This is a genomic window from Lacinutrix himadriensis (genome assembly GCF_001418105.1).
GTDB classification, from domain to species: domain Bacteria; phylum Bacteroidota; class Bacteroidia; order Flavobacteriales; family Flavobacteriaceae; genus Oceanihabitans; species Oceanihabitans himadriense.
Genome location: NZ_LIQI01000022.1, coordinates 456,535 through 476,268, shown reverse-complemented (window position 1 = coordinate 476,268; position 19,734 = coordinate 456,535). Strand labels below are relative to the sequence as shown.

Genomic DNA, 19,734 nt, shown 5'->3' with positions numbered 1-19,734 from the left:
CTAACTAATTAATCGTTTAAGAGATGCTTTAAAACTGACAATTACCTCTTCTTTAAGTTTTTTTCTAGTTGTTGTATTAGAAATTTCAATATACTCAATTGGTAATTGGTTATTAACAAAAATGGAAGAATTATCTTGTTTGAAATTGGAGACCATAATGGCAGCATCTACACTACCATCATTTATATTTTTTAAGCATTGTTCTTCTTTTTTTTGAGAAGAGAAAGATTGAAACACAAGCAGTCTATACCCATGTTTAAAAGAAAATTTTTGTATTTCTGAAATGATACAACCATAAAAAGAATCTGCTATTTCCGGAACAATTATCGCTAGTGTTTTCGTTTGCTGCTTCCTTAAAGATAAAGCAGTAAAGTTTGGCACATAATTGTGTTTTTGGGCAATCGTTTTTATTAAGGTTCTCGTTTTAGTGCTTATGTCTGCTTTATCATTTAAAGCCTTAGAAACTGTAGAAACAGAGAATCCGGTTAAAATGGATATACTTTTAAGTGTTATTGTAGATTGATACATTAACAGTTAGTTTTTTAGCTTTTGAATAATCTCTATAGACGTTTTGGTAAGCATTTTTATTTTTTCTAAATCGTAATTACCATCTTTTGTTTTGGCAATAAGTTTAGAACCTATTCCTACGCAAGTAACACCAGCATTAAACCAAGATTCTAAGCTTTCTTGAGTTGGTTCTACACCACCAGTTGGCATAATGCTTGTCCAAGGTTGTGGTCCTTTTATTGCTTTAACATAACTAGGATCATATGCATTTCCAGGAAATAATTTTACTATTTCGCAACCAAGTTCTTCCGCTTTAGCTATTTCTGTTAATGTTGCGCAACCAGGAGACCATAATACTTTTCTTCTGTTACATACCATAGCAATGTCTTCTCTTAAAACAGGTGTTACAATAAAGTTTGCACCTAACTGCATATATAGGGAAGCAGCAGCTGCATCTGTAACCGAGCCAACACCCATTATCATTCCAGGTAATTCTGCTATTACGTATTTATTAAGTGCAGCAAAAACTTCAAAAGCGAAATCACCTCTACTTGTAAATTCTAAAAGGCGCGCTCCACCATCGTAACAAGCTTTTACTATTTTTTTGCTTACTTCTATATCTTCATTATAAAACAAAGGAACTAAGCCTGTATTTTGCATTACTGTTGCAACTTCAATTCTTGAGTATTGTGCCATTTTATTTTTTTTATCTGGAAACCTTTCCTGAGGCATCACCATTTAATAATTTTTCAATTTCATCTAGTGTAATTAAATTACAATCGCCAGAAATGGTATGTTTTAAGCAACAAGCTGCTACTGCTATATTTAATGCTTTTTGTTTATCGGTTGCATTGTTTACTAATCCGTAAATTAATCCACCCATAAAAGCATCTCCACTACCAACTCTATCTACAACAGGAGTTACTTCTTTAACATCTGCATTGTAAATGGTTTTACCATCATATAATATCCCTCCAATACGTTGGTGGGATGCACTAACAGAATACCTTAGCGTTGTAGCCGCAGTATGTAAATTAGGACATAATTTAAATATTTGATCGTATAAAAATGGTAAGGATTTTTCGTCTTGATAGTTAGGGTTCGCTTTATCTTTTCCTAACATGAAAAATGCGGTATCAATATCTCCTAAAATAATATTGCTATACTTTAAAAGTTCTGGCATTACTTCGTTTGGTTCTTTTCCGTATTGCCATAATTTAGATCTATAGTTTAAATCGGAAGAAATAGTAATCCCTAATTTATGTGCTACTTTAATTGCTTCTAAACATTCGTCTGCAGCAGATTGAGAAATAGCAGGAGTAATACCACTCCAATGAAACCAAGTAGCATCTTTTAAAACTGATTCCCAATCTATGGAACCTTTTTCAATAGTTGCCATAGAACTGTTTGCTCTATCATAAACTACATTACTACCACGAGTTCCAGCACCAGTTTCTAAGTAGTAGATACCAAGTCTGTCGCCGCCGTAAATAACATTTTTAGACTCTACATTAAATTTACGCATCTCTATTAATGCGCAATTTCCCATTTCATTTTTTGGTAATCTGGTAACAAATTCGGCAGGAATACCATAATTTGCTAAGGATACTGCTACATTAAATTCTCCACCACCATAAGAAGCTGCAAACTTTTTTGCTTGCGAAAATCTTAAATGACGCTCTGTAGAGAGTCTTAACATAATTTCACCAAATGTGACAATCTTACTCATTTCTTGAATTTAATTATTTTACTTTAAATGAAAAGCCAAATAGTTTTATTTTATAATAATGCTATTTGGCTTTTAAATCTTTAATTCTAGATTCCTAATGCTTGTCCACCACCAATTTGGATAGTTTCTGCAGTTATGAATGAAGCATCTTTACTTGCTAAGAAAGAAATAACTCCAGCTACATCTTCTGGCTGACCTAATCTTCCTAACATAATATTGTTTGCCCAAGAAGCGAAAACTTCTGGTTTCGTTGCTTTAATTTGTGCGTGAAATGGCGTGTCAATAGTACCCGGAGATACTGCATTCACTCTAATACCATATTCTGCTAAATCTTTTGCTAATGCTCTAGTAATTGCGTGTACACCAGCTTTAGATGTACCGTAGATACCAGCTCCTGGTCCACCTGCAGTCCATCCAGCATTAGATGTATAGTTAATTATAGAAGGATGTTCTCCTTTTTTAAGAAATGGTATAGCTGCTCTTGAAGCAAAAAATACAGAATCTAAGTTTAATGCCATTACAAATCTGTAAAAATCTGTTGTCATTTCTTCGAATCTAGATCTTCCACCTAAACCACCTGCATTGTTTACAAGCACGTCAATTCTACCATATTTTTCACCAATTTTAGTGATGTTAGCAGTTACTTGCTCTTCATTAGTAACATCAAAACCGTAATATTCTGCAGTAATTCCTTCGTCTGTAAGTGCTTTTAATTTTTCAGCACCTGCTTTATCATCTATACCGTTTAAAACTACAGTATATCCATCATGACCTAATCTTTTAGCTACTTCAAAACCGATTCCTCCTGTTGCTCCTGTAACTATTGCTACTTTACCTGTATTTTTACTCATTTTTTTTTATTTTAATCTTTAATATTTTATTTTTATTGAATTTGATTATTGTTTAGGTTTTAATGGTTCAATTTTAGGACATAATATCCAAACCGATAATAGTGCTATTATTGCTAAGGCACCACCTATTAAAAAGGCAGGTGTGTAATTTCCTCCTGTTGTGATGAATGTAACTAAAATAGTAAGTCCAGCTGCACCAAGTTTCGCTGCCATACCGGCAAAACCAGATAATGTACCGACTATTTTTCCGCTAAAAAGATCACTTGGCAAAGTCTGTATGTTACCGATTGCGACTTGAAATCCGAAAAGTAAAACTGCCATAATAATCACTGCGTTCATAGCAGATGATGGTGCTTTCAATAGGAAGAAGCATGGAATCATAATTAAACAACCTAAAGTGATTGTCATTTTTCGTGTTTTATCCACAGACCATCCTGCTGTAATTCTATTTTTAGCAAGTAAACCACCAAAGATAGCTCCAATCATTGCTCCAACATAAGGTACCCACGCCGAGAATGCTATTTGTTTAACATCCATTCCAAAAACTTCGGAAAGATAGATTGGTATCCAAACTATAAAAAGCCACCAAATAGGATCAATTGCTGCGGAAGCTATTATTACTCCCCAACTCTCTTTGTGTTTTAGTAATTGACCAGTGTCTGGCGTATAACCTTCATCATAACTACCATCTTCATCAATATCCTGATTTCTTTGTCCGGATAGAATATATTTTTTTTCATCATCAGTCAACCAAGGGTGTGATTTTGGGGCTCCCTTTACTACGTATAACCAAGGTAGTAACCATAAAAACCCAAGAGCAGCAACCACTATAAATATTGCTTTCCAATCGAAATAAACAGACAACAACCCAATCACTGGATAAGCTACAATACCTCCTATAGCTGCTCCAGAATTAAAGATTCCTTGAGCAAGTGCTCGCTCTTTAGTTGGAAACCATTCTGCATTAGCTTTAGCGGCACCAGGCCAGTTTCCAGCTTCTGCAATTCCTAATATAGATCTGAAAATGGAAAAACTTAGCATTCCTTGAGCAAATGCATGCATTAGTGTAGCGATAGACCATACACCAATTGAAATTGCAAAACCAATTCGGGTTCCTATCCAATCGAAAATTTTACCAAAAAGTGCTTGACCACCAGCATACGAAAGTATAAATACTGTTGAAATGGTACCGTAGATTGCTTTATGTCCATCCTTATCCATTTCTGGGAATAAATCATTAGCAATGTCTGGCCATAGCGCTCCAAAAGCTTGTCTATCTATGTAATTAATAACTGCAGCCAAGGCCACAAGTCCTACTACCCACCATCTTAGTCCTTTTACTTTCATGCTTGTTTCGTCTAGTTCGTTAATATTTTTTAATCCTTATAGCAATATTGATATAATTCACTAAAGTGATCTTTCATTTTTTGTTTTGCTAATTGCGGATCTTTCATTTCAATTGCATCGTAAATAGCTTGGTGTTCTTCAATACCTTTTTGTGCTAAGTTTTTATCACAAACATGATATTTTTCAAAATTGGTAATAATTTGAGGTGTAATAATTAACATGAAAGTATTCATGGAACTATTACCACTCGCTTTCGCTATAGATAGATGAAATAGTAAATCTTCTTGAACAGCATCTTCGCCATTTAAAACCTTTTTGGAATATGCATCTATTGTTGCTTTTAGTTTTTTTAAATCTTCATCTGTTCTTCTTAAAGCTGCTAATCGTACTGTTTTTAATTCTAATAATATTCGGGTTTCTACTAAGGATTTAAAATCTGGATCTTCCAGTCTTAGGATATCTTTAATCATACCATTCATGGCAATTACACCTATGTTTGCTACAAATGTTCCGCTTTGCGGAATGGATTTTAATAAACCGTATAATTCTAATTTTTGAATAGCTTCTCTAACATTACTTCTAGACACTTCAAATTTTTCGGCTAGTACGCGCTCTGCAGGTAATTTATCTCCAGGCTCCAGGTTTTTTAAATTTATTAAATCTCGAATACTAGCAATTATATGTTTTTGAACATCAAATTTTTCCGTTTTTGTAGTAGCCTCTAATTTCATAAATTAATGTTTTTTTTCCTATTTTGTTTAAGAGGGTAAATTTACTAAAATCAACTAGAAGTATAATCTATAAGCCAAACTTTAAGGCCTTTTATAGGCCTTTAAAGCTCAACTAAATCACAATAAGACTAATCAAAATATTTTTAATGTGTGACTTCTAATTTGTAACATTTAATTTGTACGAAACCGATTACCTCTTTTTTGAAAATAGTTTACTACTTTCAAAGATTCCCCATTTTTTCATGCGTATATTTTCATATACTTTGTATTCGTTTTATTTAAAATATTAATAGTTTATCATCAGAAGTTTTTCTTTCTAATGTTGTTTTTTAATCTGGATAATTTAATTCTATAAATTCTTTCTTTGTAAGTATAATATTTCCGTATGTCTTGATTACGGTTGATAGAACTTACAAAGAAAGAAATAGGTAGTATTAGTAACCTGTGTTTTGAGTAATTATTCCATTAGTAGCTAGTACTTCTGAAACTGGTACAGGGAATAAATAGTAATTGCTATTAATCACTTCTCCCATTTCAGCATCTACTGTTCCTGTTCTTATTAAATCAAACCATCTGTGTCCTTCAAAAGCTAATTCTAATCTTCTTTCGTTTAGAATAGCTTGTTTAACTAAAGGTTTTGTGTTTATAGTAAGTGGATCTAAAATACTTAAACCTGCTCTTGTTCTAATATCATCTAATAAAGGAAGTACTGTAGTTGCAGGAGAATTGTTTGCGTTCAATGTTTCTGCATATAAAAGAATAACATCTGCTAATCTTATTTCTATCCAATCGTGTTCTGATCCTTGACCTCCTTCTTTAGGAAATTTTATAGCGGTTAAACCATCAGGGTTAAGCGTAACTTCTCTTCTTAAATCTACACCTTGATTACCAGCAGTAGTAGGATCTGTATCTACTATGTCTCCAGCAACTGCATCAAAAGCAGCAACTAAATCTGGATCTACAGGATAATCTGCTTTTGGATCATCACCAACAAACCAATTCCAAAAATCGGTAGCAGGAGAATATTCATCTACTACAGAACTAACTATTTGTGTAGAAAATATAATTTCAGAATTTTCTATCTCATTAGCAGCTCCGAAGATATCATTATAGTTTGCTTGCAAGCTGATACCTGCTGAAGATGCTCCGTTTACAACGGCAGCTAAATGTGGTTCTGCGCTAGCATAATTACCCATAGTAGCATATACTTTTCCTAATAAAGCTTGTGCGGCATATTTAGATGCTCTTCCATCTGAAATTGTTGCACTTAAAGCCATTGCATCATTTAAATCTGGAATGATAACATCATTATAAATAGTAGCAGCTGGCTGTCTTACTAAAATGGAAGAATCATATACATCTGGATCTGGAGATAAATTAAGTGTAGTATCGCCAAAAACTTGTACTAATTTAAAATAAGATAAAGCTCTTAAAAATTTAGCTTCTCCAATATGTCCATCATTGGAAGAATTTTCAATGACATTATTTGCACTTAATATAGACTTATATAAAGCGGTATAGAAAGGACTAAAAAATTGATCTTCCATGGCTGTTAAACCGTTGTCGTATTCATCAAACTCCGTGTATGGAGCTTCATCCATGACTGCGTTATCTGATCTAAATTCTCCCATTACTGCCATTGGTGTAACGGTACCAAGTTGGTAGTAATATGCGGCATTCAATACGCCTTCATAATCTGTTAAAGAATCTGAATTAGCGATATTAGATGGCGCTTGATCCAAATCGGTCGAACATGCTGTTATGAAAAGCAATGACCCTAATATTATAGATATTTTTTTCATGTTTTTTTTTTAAAAATTAATATTTAAACCAATAGTGAAACTTCTTACAACAGGACTCGCTCCAAATTGTGCTCCATATGTTGTTGGTCCTAAATAATCACCACCTGAAGTATTTACACCTTCTGGGTTATAGGATGTATAATCGTCTGCCCATAGGTATAATAAGTTAGTTGCTGCAACATATGCTCTAACAGAACTTAATCCTATTTTATTGATTACATCTTCTTTAAGTGTATAACCAATAGTTAGGTTTTTTAAAGCTACAAAAGAAGCGTCTTGTATCATTGCATCTGTTTGATTTCTACTTGCGGTATAATGTTGTCCATTATGATCTGCAATACCATCGTCATCTGCATCAAAACTATCTACTAATCTTCCTCCCCATTGTGAACCGTAATAAAGTGGGTCAATATTGTAAACCTCAGCACCATGTGATCCTTGAATTTGGAAAGACATATCAAAAGATTTATAATTTAAGTTATGAGACATTCCCCAGTAAAAATCTGGTGTGTTTTGTCCTATTTTAACTAAATCTCCACCGTTTTCAACCGTTCTAGTATTATCAATTTCACCATATCCAGGTTCTCCAGGAGATTGTTGATCTACCACATAAGATTCTCCAGATACGTTATTAGGACTTCTAGTTCCATCTGCTAAATATTGCATTTCAACTTCTCCTGTGGTTTCTAATCCCCACATTTCACCAATACCACCACCTATATAATTTCTAAATACTGGACCTCTACCGCTTGTTCCGTAAATAGTTTGTGGTAATTCAGTAAGACCACCTAAATCTGTAATTTCTGTTTTTACCGTAGATAAGTTAGCACCTACCGTCCAAGAAAAATCATCACTGTTTACTACTCTTGCATTGATATCAAATTCCCAACCAGAACTTCTAACATCTCCAGAGTTCACTACTATAGAAGGAGTACCATATACTTCAGAAATACTTTGGTTAATTAATATATCTTCAATATCTGAAGTATAGTAATCTACACCTAATGTAAATCGGTTATTTAAGAATCCGAAATCTACACCGTAGTTTGTTTCTGTATTTGTTTGCCAAGTTAAATCTGGATTTTCAGTATTTTCTGGAATTAAGAATCCAGTTCCATAATAGGTTGCTTGTGGTTCTAAAAGTTTTAAAGCATCATACGAACCTAAAAAGGAAGCAGTACCTAAAGATCCATAACTAAATCTTAATTTTAACTTACTTAATATTTCACTATCTTCTAAGAAAGCTTCTTTATCTACATTCCAACCTAAAGAAAATGCTGGGAATGTTGCGTATTGTTCATTCGCTCCAAAACGGGAATCACCATCTCTTCTTACAGATACGGAGAATAAATAACGATCGTCATATGCATAGTTAACTCTTCCAAAAAGACTCTTTCTAGCTCTAGTTTCATCTCTTTCTGTTACTGTGATATCAGCAGGGTCAAATAAGTTGTAGTTAAGAATTGCTGTATCTGGTACATTCACACCATCTAAAGCAGTTCCTTTAAGTTTTGTTGTTTGAAATTCCATACCAACAACAGCAGAGACGTCATGCTTACCAAATTCTTTAGCAAAATTTAAAGTAGTTTCACTTAATACAGAAGATACTTTTAAATCTGTTTGATCCATATAGGTTTGAGAGTTTCTTGCTCTAGAATCAAATCCTAGTAATCTGTGTTCGTAGTATTGGGTATCTTTAAGATCTCCACCTAAAACCGTTTTCATATTTAATCCATCTATGATTTCGTATTGTAAATAAGAACTTACGTTACCAAAAAATGTTTTTTCCCAACGTTCTGTATTGTCAAGCTTTGCTGCAGGACCTGCATCACCAGAACCTCCAATACCATTATTGTTTCTTCCATAATGCCAATCTTGCGCTGCCATACCAGGTTCTAAAGTGTAAATACTATTTGCTTCGTATCCAGACCCTCTATAACCAACATCAAACGCTTCTAAACCTAAAGCTTGTGCTTGCGCATCTAGCGCTTGAACGAATGCAATAGATTCTGCGGTATGGTAAATAGGAGTAACAGGAGTTGCTCTTAAAAGATCTCTCATGTCGTGACCTAAGATATCTCTATCCGATGTGAATCCATTAAAGCTTATTCCAGTTTTAAATCTATCTCCTAATTTAGCATCGATATTTAGACGAGCATTTAGTCTTTCGTAACCTTCAGTGATTATAACACCTTCTGCTTTTTGATAACCAATAGATCCAAAATAATTTACATCGTCAGTACCACCGCTCATGCTAAAATCATGACTCGTAGTATTACCATTTCTAAATAACCAATCTTCTGGGCTAATAGCTCCAGGTGAATTTTCATAAGCACTAAGTCTATATTCTAAAAATTCTGGATCTACATTGTCTACAGTACCTTGCCAGTTCCCAGCAGCGATTTGCTCTCTAGAATAAGCACCCCATTCTTTACCTGATTTAAGTATGTTTTTGCGGTATTTACTAGAGAAACTTGTATATACATTATAATTAAAACTAGCTTTACCTGATTTTCCTTTTTTGGTGGTAATCAAGATAACACCATTTGCACCTCTAGAACCATAAATAGCTGCAGAAGCTGCATCTTTTAAAATTTCTAGACTTTCAATATCGTTTGGATTAACCGTTTCTAAACCTCCTGAAATAGGGTAACCATCCACAACAATTAATGGATTGGAATTACCTGAAATAGAAGAAGCTGCTCTAATTTGAATCTTTGGAGCTGCACCAGGTGAACCATCTTGGTTTTGAATTAATACACCAGGTAACTTACCTGCTAATGCTTCATCCACACGTGTAGCTTGTACCGCAGCAACATCTTCACCACCTATACTTGAAATAGATCCAGTAAGGTGCGATTTTTTACGTGTACCATAACCAACAACAACAACCTCATCTAAATTATTAGCATCTGCTGCTAAAGAGATATCAATTGTGCTTTGACCATCAATAGTTACATTTTGCGAAATATAACCAATATAAGAGAATTGTAATATTTCTCCTTTTTTAACTTGTATTTGATAGTTACCATCAAAATCTGTACTTGTTCCTGTACTTGTACCTACAATAATAACATTTACACTTGGTAAAGGCATATTATCTTCAGCATCAACAACTACCCCTGTTATCGTTACTTTTTCTTGGGCAAAGGCAGAAATGCACATAAAGAGTAATGCAAATAATGCCGATTTAGCTTTTAAATTCATAATTAATTTTTAAGTTTTAGTTAATTAATTTGTTTTACTAAAAACACAATTATTAGGCAAGTATCAATATGTTTGTTACTTTTGTAATGTTATGTTTTGTTACATGATTACTTCCCGACGAAGAAGTATTTTATAAAAAAGGATAGGTTTTTACTTGTCCTTTTTTTTTTGGTTTTAATCCGGTAAAATAATTGGTTTACCAGATTGGTTTACCAAATATATATAAAATTTTGTTAATTACAACGTTTTCGTGAATTTTATATGTTAATTGAGTATATGTTTAAGTTAAAATAGCAAACATTTACTTTAAACGTAAGAGTTTTACCGCTATTTCATAAAGTGCTCATGTATAGGAGTAAAGGAATTATTTCTAAATATTCCTTCTTTATGGTAAGTTGCTACATGTATTTCTAGAGGTGAAATGTATATAGAATCTCTAAAATCCCATAAAACTGTTTTAACCTCTAGAAATAGCTAGTAATTTTTTTTCTTAGGATTTATCTGCAAAATAAGATACTGCATCACCACTTAAGAAATCTTCTCTTACTGGACTAAAGGTGTCAATAAGTTCTCCTTCTTCTAAACAAATGGCACTATGCAATAAATTAGGTTCAATATAGACACCATCTCCTGCTTCTACAATTTGCTTTTCTCCATCAATTTCAAATTCAAATTTACCAGAAACACAATAGGTAGCTTGTGTGTGAAAATGTTGATGTGGAGCACCTAATGCACCTGTGTCAAACTTCACTCTTACCATCATGATTTGGTTATCGTAACCTAAAAATTTTCTAGATACTCCGCCACCTAGTACTTCCCATTCCATGTCTTTTGTGATGACATACTTTTCGCTAAATCTTTTCATATGTTTATTTTTATTGTTTTTAAAAGGTCATATCTTGCTTCCATATAATCGTTCTCTTGCGTATTAAGTTACAGATATGGAAGGTTCATAATCTTAATTGTTTTGTTTTATTTGAAATAATAAGAACCTGACCACTCGTAATTCTTATCGTTAATTTTTATGTTATGTTTCGCTTCTTTTGAAGCATTTGTGTTTGCTGTTATAAACAGTTTGGTATTCCCTTTTATATTGGTGATTTGTATTGCAGTATACGCTTCGGTATCTAAAATCACTTTTAATGCTGTGATACTACTATTGGAGTTTACTGCAGATTCTGTCACTGGACTATAATTTCCGTGTGCTTCAATTGCCGAAACAAAAATAGTGTTTTTAGCATTTTTTCGTCTTAGCATGAAAGCTGCTTCGCGTCTTAAATTAAATTCTGGATCGTTTGCTCCAATTCTAGTAAACAACAATTCATCACTAGTATTAGTTGCAGTTGTTAAGGTGTAAAAATTTCCTTTGTTTAACCAGGATAGTTTGCTATTATCACTAGACGCTTTTGCTGTTCCTTCTACAAATAGATGTTGATATCCATTTTTTGTTCCTAAAGGATTTAATGTCTTAGGTGTTTTGTAGTCAAAATTTGTTTGAATTACTTGTCCTAAAAAGTAATACGGAAAATCATATTGATTGGCTTTATCTGAAGTCACCTTCATAATATCTAACATATATGGCTTTTCAAAATCTTCATCTTTTATAATTGCCATGGTACGAAGCATTTTTGTTCCAGGGTAGGCATTGCTTTCTTTGGCGCTTGCTACTTGTACGTTTTCATTTTCTGAAGAAAAATAGTTTAGTACCGAATGATGCTGACTTCCTATTTCATACTTCGCATTAAAATGAGACGTTTCGTTTTGTGTTACCGTATTATGTGCAATGGTTTGTTTTGCCCAAGTCTTGTTTTCCTTTAGGTAATTTCCACCACCTTTTTGTTCGATATTTACAAAACGCGCTAAACCGTAATCCTGAAGAATTTCTTCGCCTTTTTCGTATAACGAATACGACAACTTATCATAATGACCATGGCTAGAGCCTTGCGCAGCATACTTAAATACGAGTTCTATATCTTCATTTCTTAAAATAGCAACTCCGCCTTGTGTTCCGTTTGGTCCATCCGAAAGATTAATTGATTTTTTATCGAATGGTTTTGCTTTCCCGTTTTTGATACCAAGTGCTACTGCAAGACCAGAATCGTCTAGTAATACACGGTCTTGTGCTGAAGCTATGCTTAATAAACCTGGGTCTTGCGTACCAAAATGATACGAAATATCTACAGCTGTAACTAAAGCGCTAGTGTAATACGACATGCCTTTTTGACCATCGTTAAGTGGAAAAAAATCGCCATCTGCATCCGATAGATTTAATAAAGCATGTATCGATTTTAGTAATACCCCATCTTTATATTCAAAAATCTTCAATTCTGGTTTCACGTTGTGCAATCCTTCCGCAAAAATTAAAAACGGATACATCGCATAACGTTGGTAATATGGTCCTTCGTTATAATAACCATCAGGAGAAAAAGGTTCTTCAATATTCGCAAGAAAGCCAGCTTTTCCGTCTTTATTTAAAAAGCCACCATCGTCATCTTTTTCATTCGTATCTAATTTTAAATCTTTAATTCCGTACAAAGCGCGATCAATTAATTCTTGATCATCCATTACTAAACCAATCATGCCAACTGCTGCATTTCCCCAGGTACTATGATTGTGTACTCTTTGGTAGAATTGCGGACTGTCTATAGAAATGTGATCTGCAAATGGTTTAAATAAGTTCGTTTCTAGTTTGTTTCGTTCTTCTTCAGATAAATAATTATAAATACAATCGTAAGCCTGACTTACATATACTAACCAATTAGAATCATTTAGACATTGCCAGAATAATTTACCTCTTGCATAGGATCTTGTTTTTGGATGCAATGGTAATGTTTTGTACATCGCTTCATATTGCATCAACATGTCTTTTACATACTTCGCATATTTTTCATCGTCTAAAATTTGATACAAAACACCTGCTTTTTGCAAAACAATCATGTTTCGTTTATGACGTACATGTGTATAACCACCAGAATAATCTAATGGTATTGGTGTGTCTATTCCTAATGCAATTTCGGCATCTATTTCCTCTTGAACTGCTTTTAACGTATTATCAAAAATTGGAATATTCCCCAATTGTGCTCTAATATCTTTTACACCTTGTGCAGTTAAAATTAACTTTGGATGCGCTTCTGTACTAGGTATTATTGTTTCCACATTGGATACAGACGTGTTCTCTTTCTTGCAGGAAAACATCGCGCATAAAACAAAGACTAAAATAAAGCAAAAAGAGAATTGATTTTTCATATTAAAAAAGATCTATTGTATTGTTAATATAATAAAACTACATATTATATACACCACCATTAATATCAAGTGTAGCTCCTGTAATAAAGCCATCGTATTCTGAGGCTAAATATAAAACCGCTCGAGCTACATCGGCAGCATTACCTGCTCGTTGTATTGGTATTCCTGCAGTTGTTGCAGCTGCAGATTCTTTTGTGGTATGTGTATTGTGAAAGGAGGTACCAAGAATAAGACCTGGAGAAACCGCGTTCACTCGAGTGCCTTGTGCACCTAATTCTGTAGACAACGCACGTGTAAATGTTAAGATGGCACCTTTACTTGTGGAGTACACTAAAGATCCTGGATGACCACCTTTACGTCCTGCAAGGGATGCTAAATTAACAATACTACTGTTGTCTTGTTTTGCTAAATATGGAGCTGCTGCTCGTGTAACAAACATCATCGAAGTAAGGTTGATGTCCATTACCTTATGCCAGAACTCCGTTTCCATTTCGTTTAGCATTTTTCTTGCAACCAAAGAACCTGCGTTATTGATAAGTATGTCTAAACCTCCAAATGCTTCTACCGTTTTTTCTACCATGGCATTTGCATCGGCTTCTTTTGTTAAGTCACCAGATATAGCAACTGCTTTTACACCTTTACTATGGGCGTACGCTACTAATTCATTCGCAGTATCTGCACTAGAAAAATAGTGGATAGCAACATTAGAACCACTATCTATAAAATGTCTAGTGATAGATTCTCCAATTCCTTGAGCTCCTGCTGTGATTAGTATGTTTTTTCCTGTTAATTTATTATTTGTCATCGTAATTATAATTTATTTTACTTTGTCGTTTTTATTGAAATAGCCATCGTTAGATACCGCATTTTCACTTACCGAAATACTTCCTGTTTTAAACCATACTTCCGCATAGTTTCCATCTGCATATTGTTTTGCAATATCGCCACCATGTGTTTCTGCACCAGAACACCAGTTTTTATTTACTTCTGGAGATTTTCCGTTGGTTTGGTTATAAGCACCTAATTTGAAAAAACAACCTTCACCAGTGTAAGCAGCTTTTCGCTCCACACCATCTTGACCAATTGGTACAAATAATTTTTGTGTTTGTTCTGGGATATCTGCTTTTGTTGTGTATTCAGATGTTAATAAATTTTTTGTAAACGTTCTTGTTTCATGTCCTTCACTTGTGAAATTTAAGGTCATGATACCGTCTTTAACTAGTACTTCATAGCTGAATGTTTCACCAAGAGCAATACCATCTTTAGGCTCTTCAGGATACGTATCTGCGGTTTCACCAACTACTGAAAAATCATTACCCCAAACAGCGGAAGAATAATCCCATCTTCCAGAATTGTCTTCCCCTTCCGTATTTATTTCGTAATGCCAAAAAACAGAACCTTTGGTATGTCCTGGGAATTTTTTGTAAAATATTTTAAGCGGTTCGTTTTCATGTTTATCGGCACTATGAATTTGACCAACAACTACAGCATGAGAAGCAGCTACTCGTGCATCTCCAGTTGCAGATACTTGCATCACTTTAAGTGTTGCAGTTAATTTGTCATTTGCCGTTTCTGGATACCATTTTTTGGTTTGTGCCAATTCGGTTCTTGTATTATTTGAAGTTCCATGTGTGCTTCCAGCATTTGGTGCTTTGAAAACTACCCAATCCCCGTCACTGTCGTTTGCAGTGTAAAAGAAATCTTTGTCTTCAAAATCATTTGCAATACCAACATTAGCTCCATTTCCTAAAACTAATTTCCAATCATCGAAAAACGGAATGACATCACTTGCATATACTGTTTTATCTATCTCTTTTTCTTTGGTTTTTTTCTCTACTTTTTTATCTGTATTCTTACAGCTATTCAGTGTGAAAATGGCACATAAAAGACAAAGTGCTATTGTGGTTGTGGTTTTTTTATTCATTTTTATATTTTTTAGTTTCATTTTTTTAGGTTCTTAAGTACCGATTAGAAATATTCTGTTAATGCTATGATTCCGTTATACGAAATAATCAAAGAAAATAGTAAAGCTGCAGATAATCCTACATTAACAAAAATTCCTGTTTTATATCCTTTCATTATTTTTTTGCTGTTTACTATCATTATAATCCCAAGAATTACTAGTGGTAAAACAAAGACATTAAACACTTGAGAAAGTATTTGTATTTCAATAGGATTTGCTCCAAATGCAGGGCCAATTAATGCGACTAAACAAGCGATGGCTGTAATTATTCTAAACTGACGTGAGTTGGTATCTAATTCTCCCGATTGATAATCTGCAACTAGTAAAGGTGCGATTAATAAACAAGGAAAGATAGAAGACAAACCAGCACTTAATGCTCCGAAAAAGAAAATAGTAACGGCCCATTTTCCAGCAACAGGTTCTAAAGTATTTGCCATATCTAATACATGGGTTACTTCTTTACCTTGATAAAACAAAGCACCTGCAGCAACAGCCATGATAACACCACTAATTACAAAAATTAAAATGGCAGCTGTAATCGCATCCTTTTTTTGCTGATCTAAGTTTTTGATAGTCCATCCTTTTCCTTTTACAAAAAGAGGTCTGGATAAAAATGTAGCCGAAGCCATAGTCGTTCCAACAAAAGCAGCAACCAACATTTTACCGCCAACCACATCTGGTATTGTTGGTATTAATCCTTTTACAACATCTATTGGAAGTGGTTGCACAAAGCATAAGGATAACACAAAAGATATTCCCATTAAGGTTACAAAAATGACAAGTATTTTTTCGAAAAAAGTATACTTACCAACCAACATTAAAAGATAAAATGTAACGATAATTACAATGGCTGTTATTAAAACGGTTTCATATTTATGGGTTGCTAAACCTTCAAAGTTTACAGATAAGATTTCAAAAATAATATTGGAAGAGATTCCTAAAATTCCCATTAGCGAATTCCATTGCCCAAACGTAATACCAACGATAATTAATATGGCTAGAATTTTTCCGTATTTAAAGTGTTTTTTAAATCCGTAAAGGGCAGTTTCGCCAGTTAATAAGGCGTAATTACCATAAGCAAACATTAAAATACCAGAGAACAAACAACTTAATAAAAGTACCCAAAGTAATTGCATGTTAAACTTACTTCCTGCAACAATCATAGAGGTAACACTACCTGTACCAATAGTATAACCAATTGCGAAAATACCAGGGCCAAACCCTAATATTAATGCGATAATTTTTTTGAGAAAGGATTTTTTAGGTTGCGTTACGTCCATAGTATATGTTGGTTTGGTTAGTTCGTTTTATTTCCAGATGGTATGGTGGCTTTTTACACCATCATCATCTATTCTTTTATAGGTATGCGCTCCAAAATAATCCCGTTGCGCTTGTATGATATTTGCGGAAGAATTTTCTGTTGTAATTCCGTTAAAAAAGTGAATAGATTCCCCTAAACTAGGTGCAGTAATATCATTAAGAATACATTGCGAAACCACCTTTTTTGCAGAAGCTTTGTATTCCTTTATCGACGCGATTAATTGTGTATTGGTTAAAATATTTGTTGTCTCTTTAAAAACGGCAACCAATTCTTCCATTAAAGTGGATCTTATGATGCAACCATTCGTCCAAATTCTAGCAATTTCACTTAGGTTTAAATCCCATGAAAATTTATTGGAAGCTTCCGAAATGAGTTTAAATCCTTGATAATGGTTTATAATTCTTGCAAATTGATAGGCTTCTAAAACTTCAATGGAAGTCACATTTAATGCGGAAGTATTTTCGCTTTTAAAATGCTTGTTTAACTGAATTCGTTCTTCTTTGTAAAACGAAATATAACGAGAGAATAGGGCAGAAGCGATTAATGTACTTGGTACACCAAGTTCTGCGGAAGCAATAGTTGTCCAGTTTCCTGTGCCTTTATTTCCTGCTTTATCTAGTATCTTTTTTACTAGCCAATCGTTGCCTTCCTTTTTTCTTAGAATGTCTATGGTTATTTCTAGCAAGTAACTATTTGCTGTGCTTTTCCAAGTTTCTAGAGTATTAGCAATCTCATCTAGATTTTGTCCGGAAGCTTCTAAAATGGTACAAACCTCAGCAAGCAATTGCATTTCTACATATTCCACACCATTGTGTACCATTTTTATAAAATGCCCACTTCCTTCTGGTCCAACATAGGTGCAACAAGGTAAGTTGTTTTTGTCTTTTGCTGCAATTTTATCCAGAAAAGGCTTCACCTTATTATACGCTTCTAAGTCGCCACTTGGCATTATAGATGGTCCGTTTAATGCACCTTCTTCACCTCCCGAAACACCAGTTCCTATAAAATGAATGCCTTTAGATTTTAAATAGTCACCACGTTCTTTAGTTTTTAAATAATTGGAGTTTCCGCCATCAATTAAGATATCGTTTTTTGATAAATATGGAAGCAGATCTTCAATAACATAATCTATTGTTTTTCCAGCATGCACCATGAGCATTATTTTTCTTGGTGTTTGTAAAGCATTCACAAAAGCGGCAATATCATCAAAAGCGGTAGCTTCAGATAATTCGGAATGGTTTGCTTTAAAGTTTTTAGCAACATCCACCTCAATAGTATCTACATGTCTATTAAACATGGCGATTTTAAATCCATTTTTAGCTAGGTTTCGACATAAGCTTTTCCCCATGACGCCTAAACCAAATAATCCAAATGCTGATTTATCCATTAATCCGTTTTTTATCTTTTTTATAATATTTTCTGGTGTTGTGGTAATATCGATTTTCAAAGCATCTTTAGGTTCTTCTAAAGCATCAAACTGTGATTGTAATAATTCGGAAGGCATAAAATGCTCCGGTCTCTTATTCACTCTATTGTAAATCTGATTAAAAGCGCCACTTAAATACACCCATTTTGTTTGGGTTTCTATATCTAAATTTAATGTGTCTCGATACTTTTGCTTTAAAGCAGAACACACAATCACGCAACTATTTTTAGTCAGTTGCTTTTTCGCTAAAGCATTTAATGTCTCTAGCCAGCCTTGTCTATCTTCATCATTTAAAGCTTGTCCGCTAGACATTTTTTTTATGTTCGCTTTTGGATGAAAATCGTCACCATCAAAAAAAGGAATATTTAATTCTTGGGCAAGTAGTTTTCCGATAGTGCTTTTTCCACAACCTGAAACTCCCATTATATATATTACTTTTTTCACCTGCTTATACTTATTTTTTATTTGTCAGATGTAACATCCATACAATTATTCCGCTGTGCGACTAAATTTCCGCTATGGATGTTTCCATGTTTCTTCGTTTTATTCGTTTGGGTTTGTTCCTTCTCCTACCGTAGCATCTTTAAACCAAACTTCAGCATAGCATCCATTTGCGTATTGTTTTTCTATATCTCCATTGTATGTTTCAGAACCAGTATACCAAACAATATTGTCTTCCGGGTTCTTACCATTGGTTTGGTTGTAAGCACCTTGTTTAAAATAATTTATTTCGCCAGCATAAGCACTATCTCGCTCTACACCATCACGACCAATGGCTGCGTATAGGGTCCATATTTGCTGTGGAATAGCTTCCTTTGTTGCAAAATCTGATTGCAATAAGTTTTTAGTGAATTTTACTGTTTCATGACCTGCGCTTTTAAAAGTAAGATACATGATTCCTTGGTACACATTTATTTCGTAGCTAAATTCTTCACCGAGCTTAATACCATCTTTAGGTTCTTCGGGATACGTATTAGGACTAGTACCAACAACAGACATATCATCTCCCCAAACTGCTGTAGAAAAATCCCAACGGCTAGAATTATCATCACCATCGGTGTTAATTTCATAATTCCAAAAAACAGAGCCTTTAGTGTGCCCTGGAAATTTTTTGTAAAATATTTTAATAGGTTCATTTTCGTGACCTTCATCACTATGAATTTGTCCAACCACAACAGAATAAGAAGCCGCCACTCTTGCATCTCCTGATGTAGAAACATGCTGCACTTTTAATGTTCCAGTTAGTTTGCCGCCAACTTCAGGGATCCAATGTTTTTTCTGACCTAGTTCTGTTCTTGTATTGCTAGATGTTCTAGAGGTAATACCAGAGTTTGGTGTTTTGTAAACCACCCAATCCGTTGTACCATCATTTTCCACATAAAAGAAATCGTCTTTCGAGAAATTTACTAATGTATCTTTATAGGTACCATCCCCTAAAAGAATTTTCCATTCGTCCATAAATGGAATCACGTCACTAGGATATTTTGTTTCCATTTCAACTGTTGCTTTAGTAGTTGTTTTGGTATTGTCTTTACATCCAACGATTAGTAAAATAGTAAAAATGGTAAATAGCGATTTTTTCATTTTAAGCTTTTTTATTTCAT

The 19,734-nt window shown here is 33.9% G+C and carries 15 protein-coding genes; all 15 read right to left on the bottom strand.

Annotation, left to right across the window (positions count from 1 at the left end):
* Positions 1-528: a LacI family DNA-binding transcriptional regulator gene (locus tag AMD28_RS09755; RefSeq protein WP_055443938.1), complete on the bottom strand. Its 528-nt coding sequence runs from the start codon at positions 526-528 to the stop codon at positions 1-3.
* Between the two features lie 6 nt (positions 529-534).
* Complete coding sequence (locus AMD28_RS09750; protein WP_055444355.1) at positions 535-1,203, bottom strand: bifunctional 4-hydroxy-2-oxoglutarate aldolase/2-dehydro-3-deoxy-phosphogluconate aldolase; 669 nt, start codon at positions 1,201-1,203, stop codon at positions 535-537.
* Between the two features lie 10 nt (positions 1,204-1,213).
* Complete coding sequence (locus AMD28_RS09745) at positions 1,214-2,236, bottom strand: sugar kinase (RefSeq protein WP_055443937.1); 1,023 nt, start codon at positions 2,234-2,236, stop codon at positions 1,214-1,216.
* Positions 2,237-2,322: 86 nt separating this feature from the next.
* Positions 2,323-3,087, bottom strand: a complete 765-nt coding sequence (locus AMD28_RS09740; RefSeq protein WP_055443936.1) for an SDR family NAD(P)-dependent oxidoreductase — start codon at positions 3,085-3,087, stop codon at positions 2,323-2,325.
* 45 nt (positions 3,088-3,132) lie between these two features.
* A complete protein-coding gene (locus AMD28_RS09735) occupies positions 3,133-4,434 on the bottom strand; it encodes an MFS transporter (RefSeq protein ID WP_055443935.1) in 1,302 nt (433 codons plus the stop codon).
* Positions 4,435-4,463: 29 nt separating this feature from the next.
* A complete protein-coding gene (locus AMD28_RS09730; RefSeq protein WP_055443934.1) occupies positions 4,464-5,165 on the bottom strand; it encodes a FadR/GntR family transcriptional regulator in 702 nt (233 codons plus the stop codon).
* A 434-nt stretch (positions 5,166-5,599) separates the two neighbouring features.
* Positions 5,600-6,967 (bottom strand): RagB/SusD family nutrient uptake outer membrane protein, encoded by a 1,368-nt coding sequence (locus AMD28_RS09725; RefSeq protein ID WP_055443933.1) that lies wholly within the window; start codon positions 6,965-6,967, stop codon positions 5,600-5,602.
* Positions 6,968-6,976: 9 nt separating this feature from the next.
* Positions 6,977-10,174: a SusC/RagA family TonB-linked outer membrane protein gene (locus AMD28_RS09720; protein WP_055443932.1), complete on the bottom strand. Its 3,198-nt coding sequence runs from the start codon at positions 10,172-10,174 to the stop codon at positions 6,977-6,979.
* Positions 10,175-10,664: 490 nt separating this feature from the next.
* A complete protein-coding gene (locus tag AMD28_RS09715) occupies positions 10,665-11,039 on the bottom strand; it encodes a cupin domain-containing protein (protein ID WP_055443931.1) in 375 nt (124 codons plus the stop codon).
* A 107-nt stretch (positions 11,040-11,146) separates the two neighbouring features.
* Positions 11,147-13,420 (bottom strand): alginate lyase family protein, encoded by a 2,274-nt coding sequence (locus AMD28_RS09710; protein WP_055443930.1) that lies wholly within the window; start codon positions 13,418-13,420, stop codon positions 11,147-11,149.
* 37 nt (positions 13,421-13,457) lie between these two features.
* On the bottom strand, positions 13,458-14,225 hold the full coding sequence (locus AMD28_RS09705) for an SDR family NAD(P)-dependent oxidoreductase (protein ID WP_055443929.1): 768 nt from the start codon (positions 14,223-14,225) through the stop codon (positions 13,458-13,460).
* A gap of 12 nt (positions 14,226-14,237) precedes the next feature.
* Entirely contained in the window at positions 14,238-15,344 is a 1,107-nt protein-coding gene (locus tag AMD28_RS09700) for a polysaccharide lyase family 7 protein (protein ID WP_055444354.1), read from the bottom strand.
* A gap of 44 nt (positions 15,345-15,388) precedes the next feature.
* On the bottom strand, positions 15,389-16,663 hold the full coding sequence (locus AMD28_RS09695; protein ID WP_055443928.1) for an Nramp family divalent metal transporter: 1,275 nt from the start codon (positions 16,661-16,663) through the stop codon (positions 15,389-15,391).
* Between the two features lie 27 nt (positions 16,664-16,690).
* Complete coding sequence (gene gndA / locus AMD28_RS09690) at positions 16,691-18,574, bottom strand: NADP-dependent phosphogluconate dehydrogenase (RefSeq protein ID WP_241492478.1); 1,884 nt, start codon at positions 18,572-18,574, stop codon at positions 16,691-16,693.
* Between the two features lie 99 nt (positions 18,575-18,673).
* Positions 18,674-19,714, bottom strand: coding sequence for a polysaccharide lyase family 7 protein (locus AMD28_RS09685; RefSeq protein ID WP_055443926.1), 1,041 nt, complete (start codon positions 19,712-19,714; stop codon positions 18,674-18,676).
* Positions 19,715-19,734 lie beyond the last annotated feature (20 nt).

Bases quoted from the DNA above. Each gene is read 5' to 3' on its own strand.
- AMD28_RS09755 (WP_055443938.1), bottom strand. From the start codon at position 528: ATGTATCAATCTACAATAACACTTAAAAGTATATCCATTTTAACCGGA.
- AMD28_RS09750 (WP_055444355.1), bottom strand. From the start codon at position 1,203: ATGGCACAATACTCAAGAATTGAAGTTGCAACAGTAATGCAAAATACA.
- AMD28_RS09745 (WP_055443937.1), bottom strand. From the start codon at position 2,236: ATGAGTAAGATTGTCACATTTGGTGAAATTATGTTAAGACTCTCTACA.
- AMD28_RS09740 (WP_055443936.1), bottom strand. From the start codon at position 3,087: ATGAGTAAAAATACAGGTAAAGTAGCAATAGTTACAGGAGCAACAGGA.
- AMD28_RS09735 (WP_055443935.1), bottom strand. From the start codon at position 4,434: ATGAAAGTAAAAGGACTAAGATGGTGGGTAGTAGGACTTGTGGCCTTG.
- AMD28_RS09730 (WP_055443934.1), bottom strand. From the start codon at position 5,165: ATGAAATTAGAGGCTACTACAAAAACGGAAAAATTTGATGTTCAAAAA.
- AMD28_RS09725 (WP_055443933.1), bottom strand. From the start codon at position 6,967: ATGAAAAAAATATCTATAATATTAGGGTCATTGCTTTTCATAACAGCA.
- AMD28_RS09720 (WP_055443932.1), bottom strand. From the start codon at position 10,174: ATGAATTTAAAAGCTAAATCGGCATTATTTGCATTACTCTTTATGTGC.
- AMD28_RS09715 (WP_055443931.1), bottom strand. From the start codon at position 11,039: ATGAAAAGATTTAGCGAAAAGTATGTCATCACAAAAGACATGGAATGG.
- AMD28_RS09710 (WP_055443930.1), bottom strand. From the start codon at position 13,420: ATGAAAAATCAATTCTCTTTTTGCTTTATTTTAGTCTTTGTTTTATGC.
- AMD28_RS09705 (WP_055443929.1), bottom strand. From the start codon at position 14,225: ATGACAAATAATAAATTAACAGGAAAAAACATACTAATCACAGCAGGA.
- AMD28_RS09700 (WP_055444354.1), bottom strand. From the start codon at position 15,344: ATGAATAAAAAAACCACAACCACAATAGCACTTTGTCTTTTATGTGCC.
- AMD28_RS09695 (WP_055443928.1), bottom strand. From the start codon at position 16,663: ATGGACGTAACGCAACCTAAAAAATCCTTTCTCAAAAAAATTATCGCA.
- AMD28_RS09685 (WP_055443926.1), bottom strand. From the start codon at position 19,714: ATGAAAAAATCGCTATTTACCATTTTTACTATTTTACTAATCGTTGGA.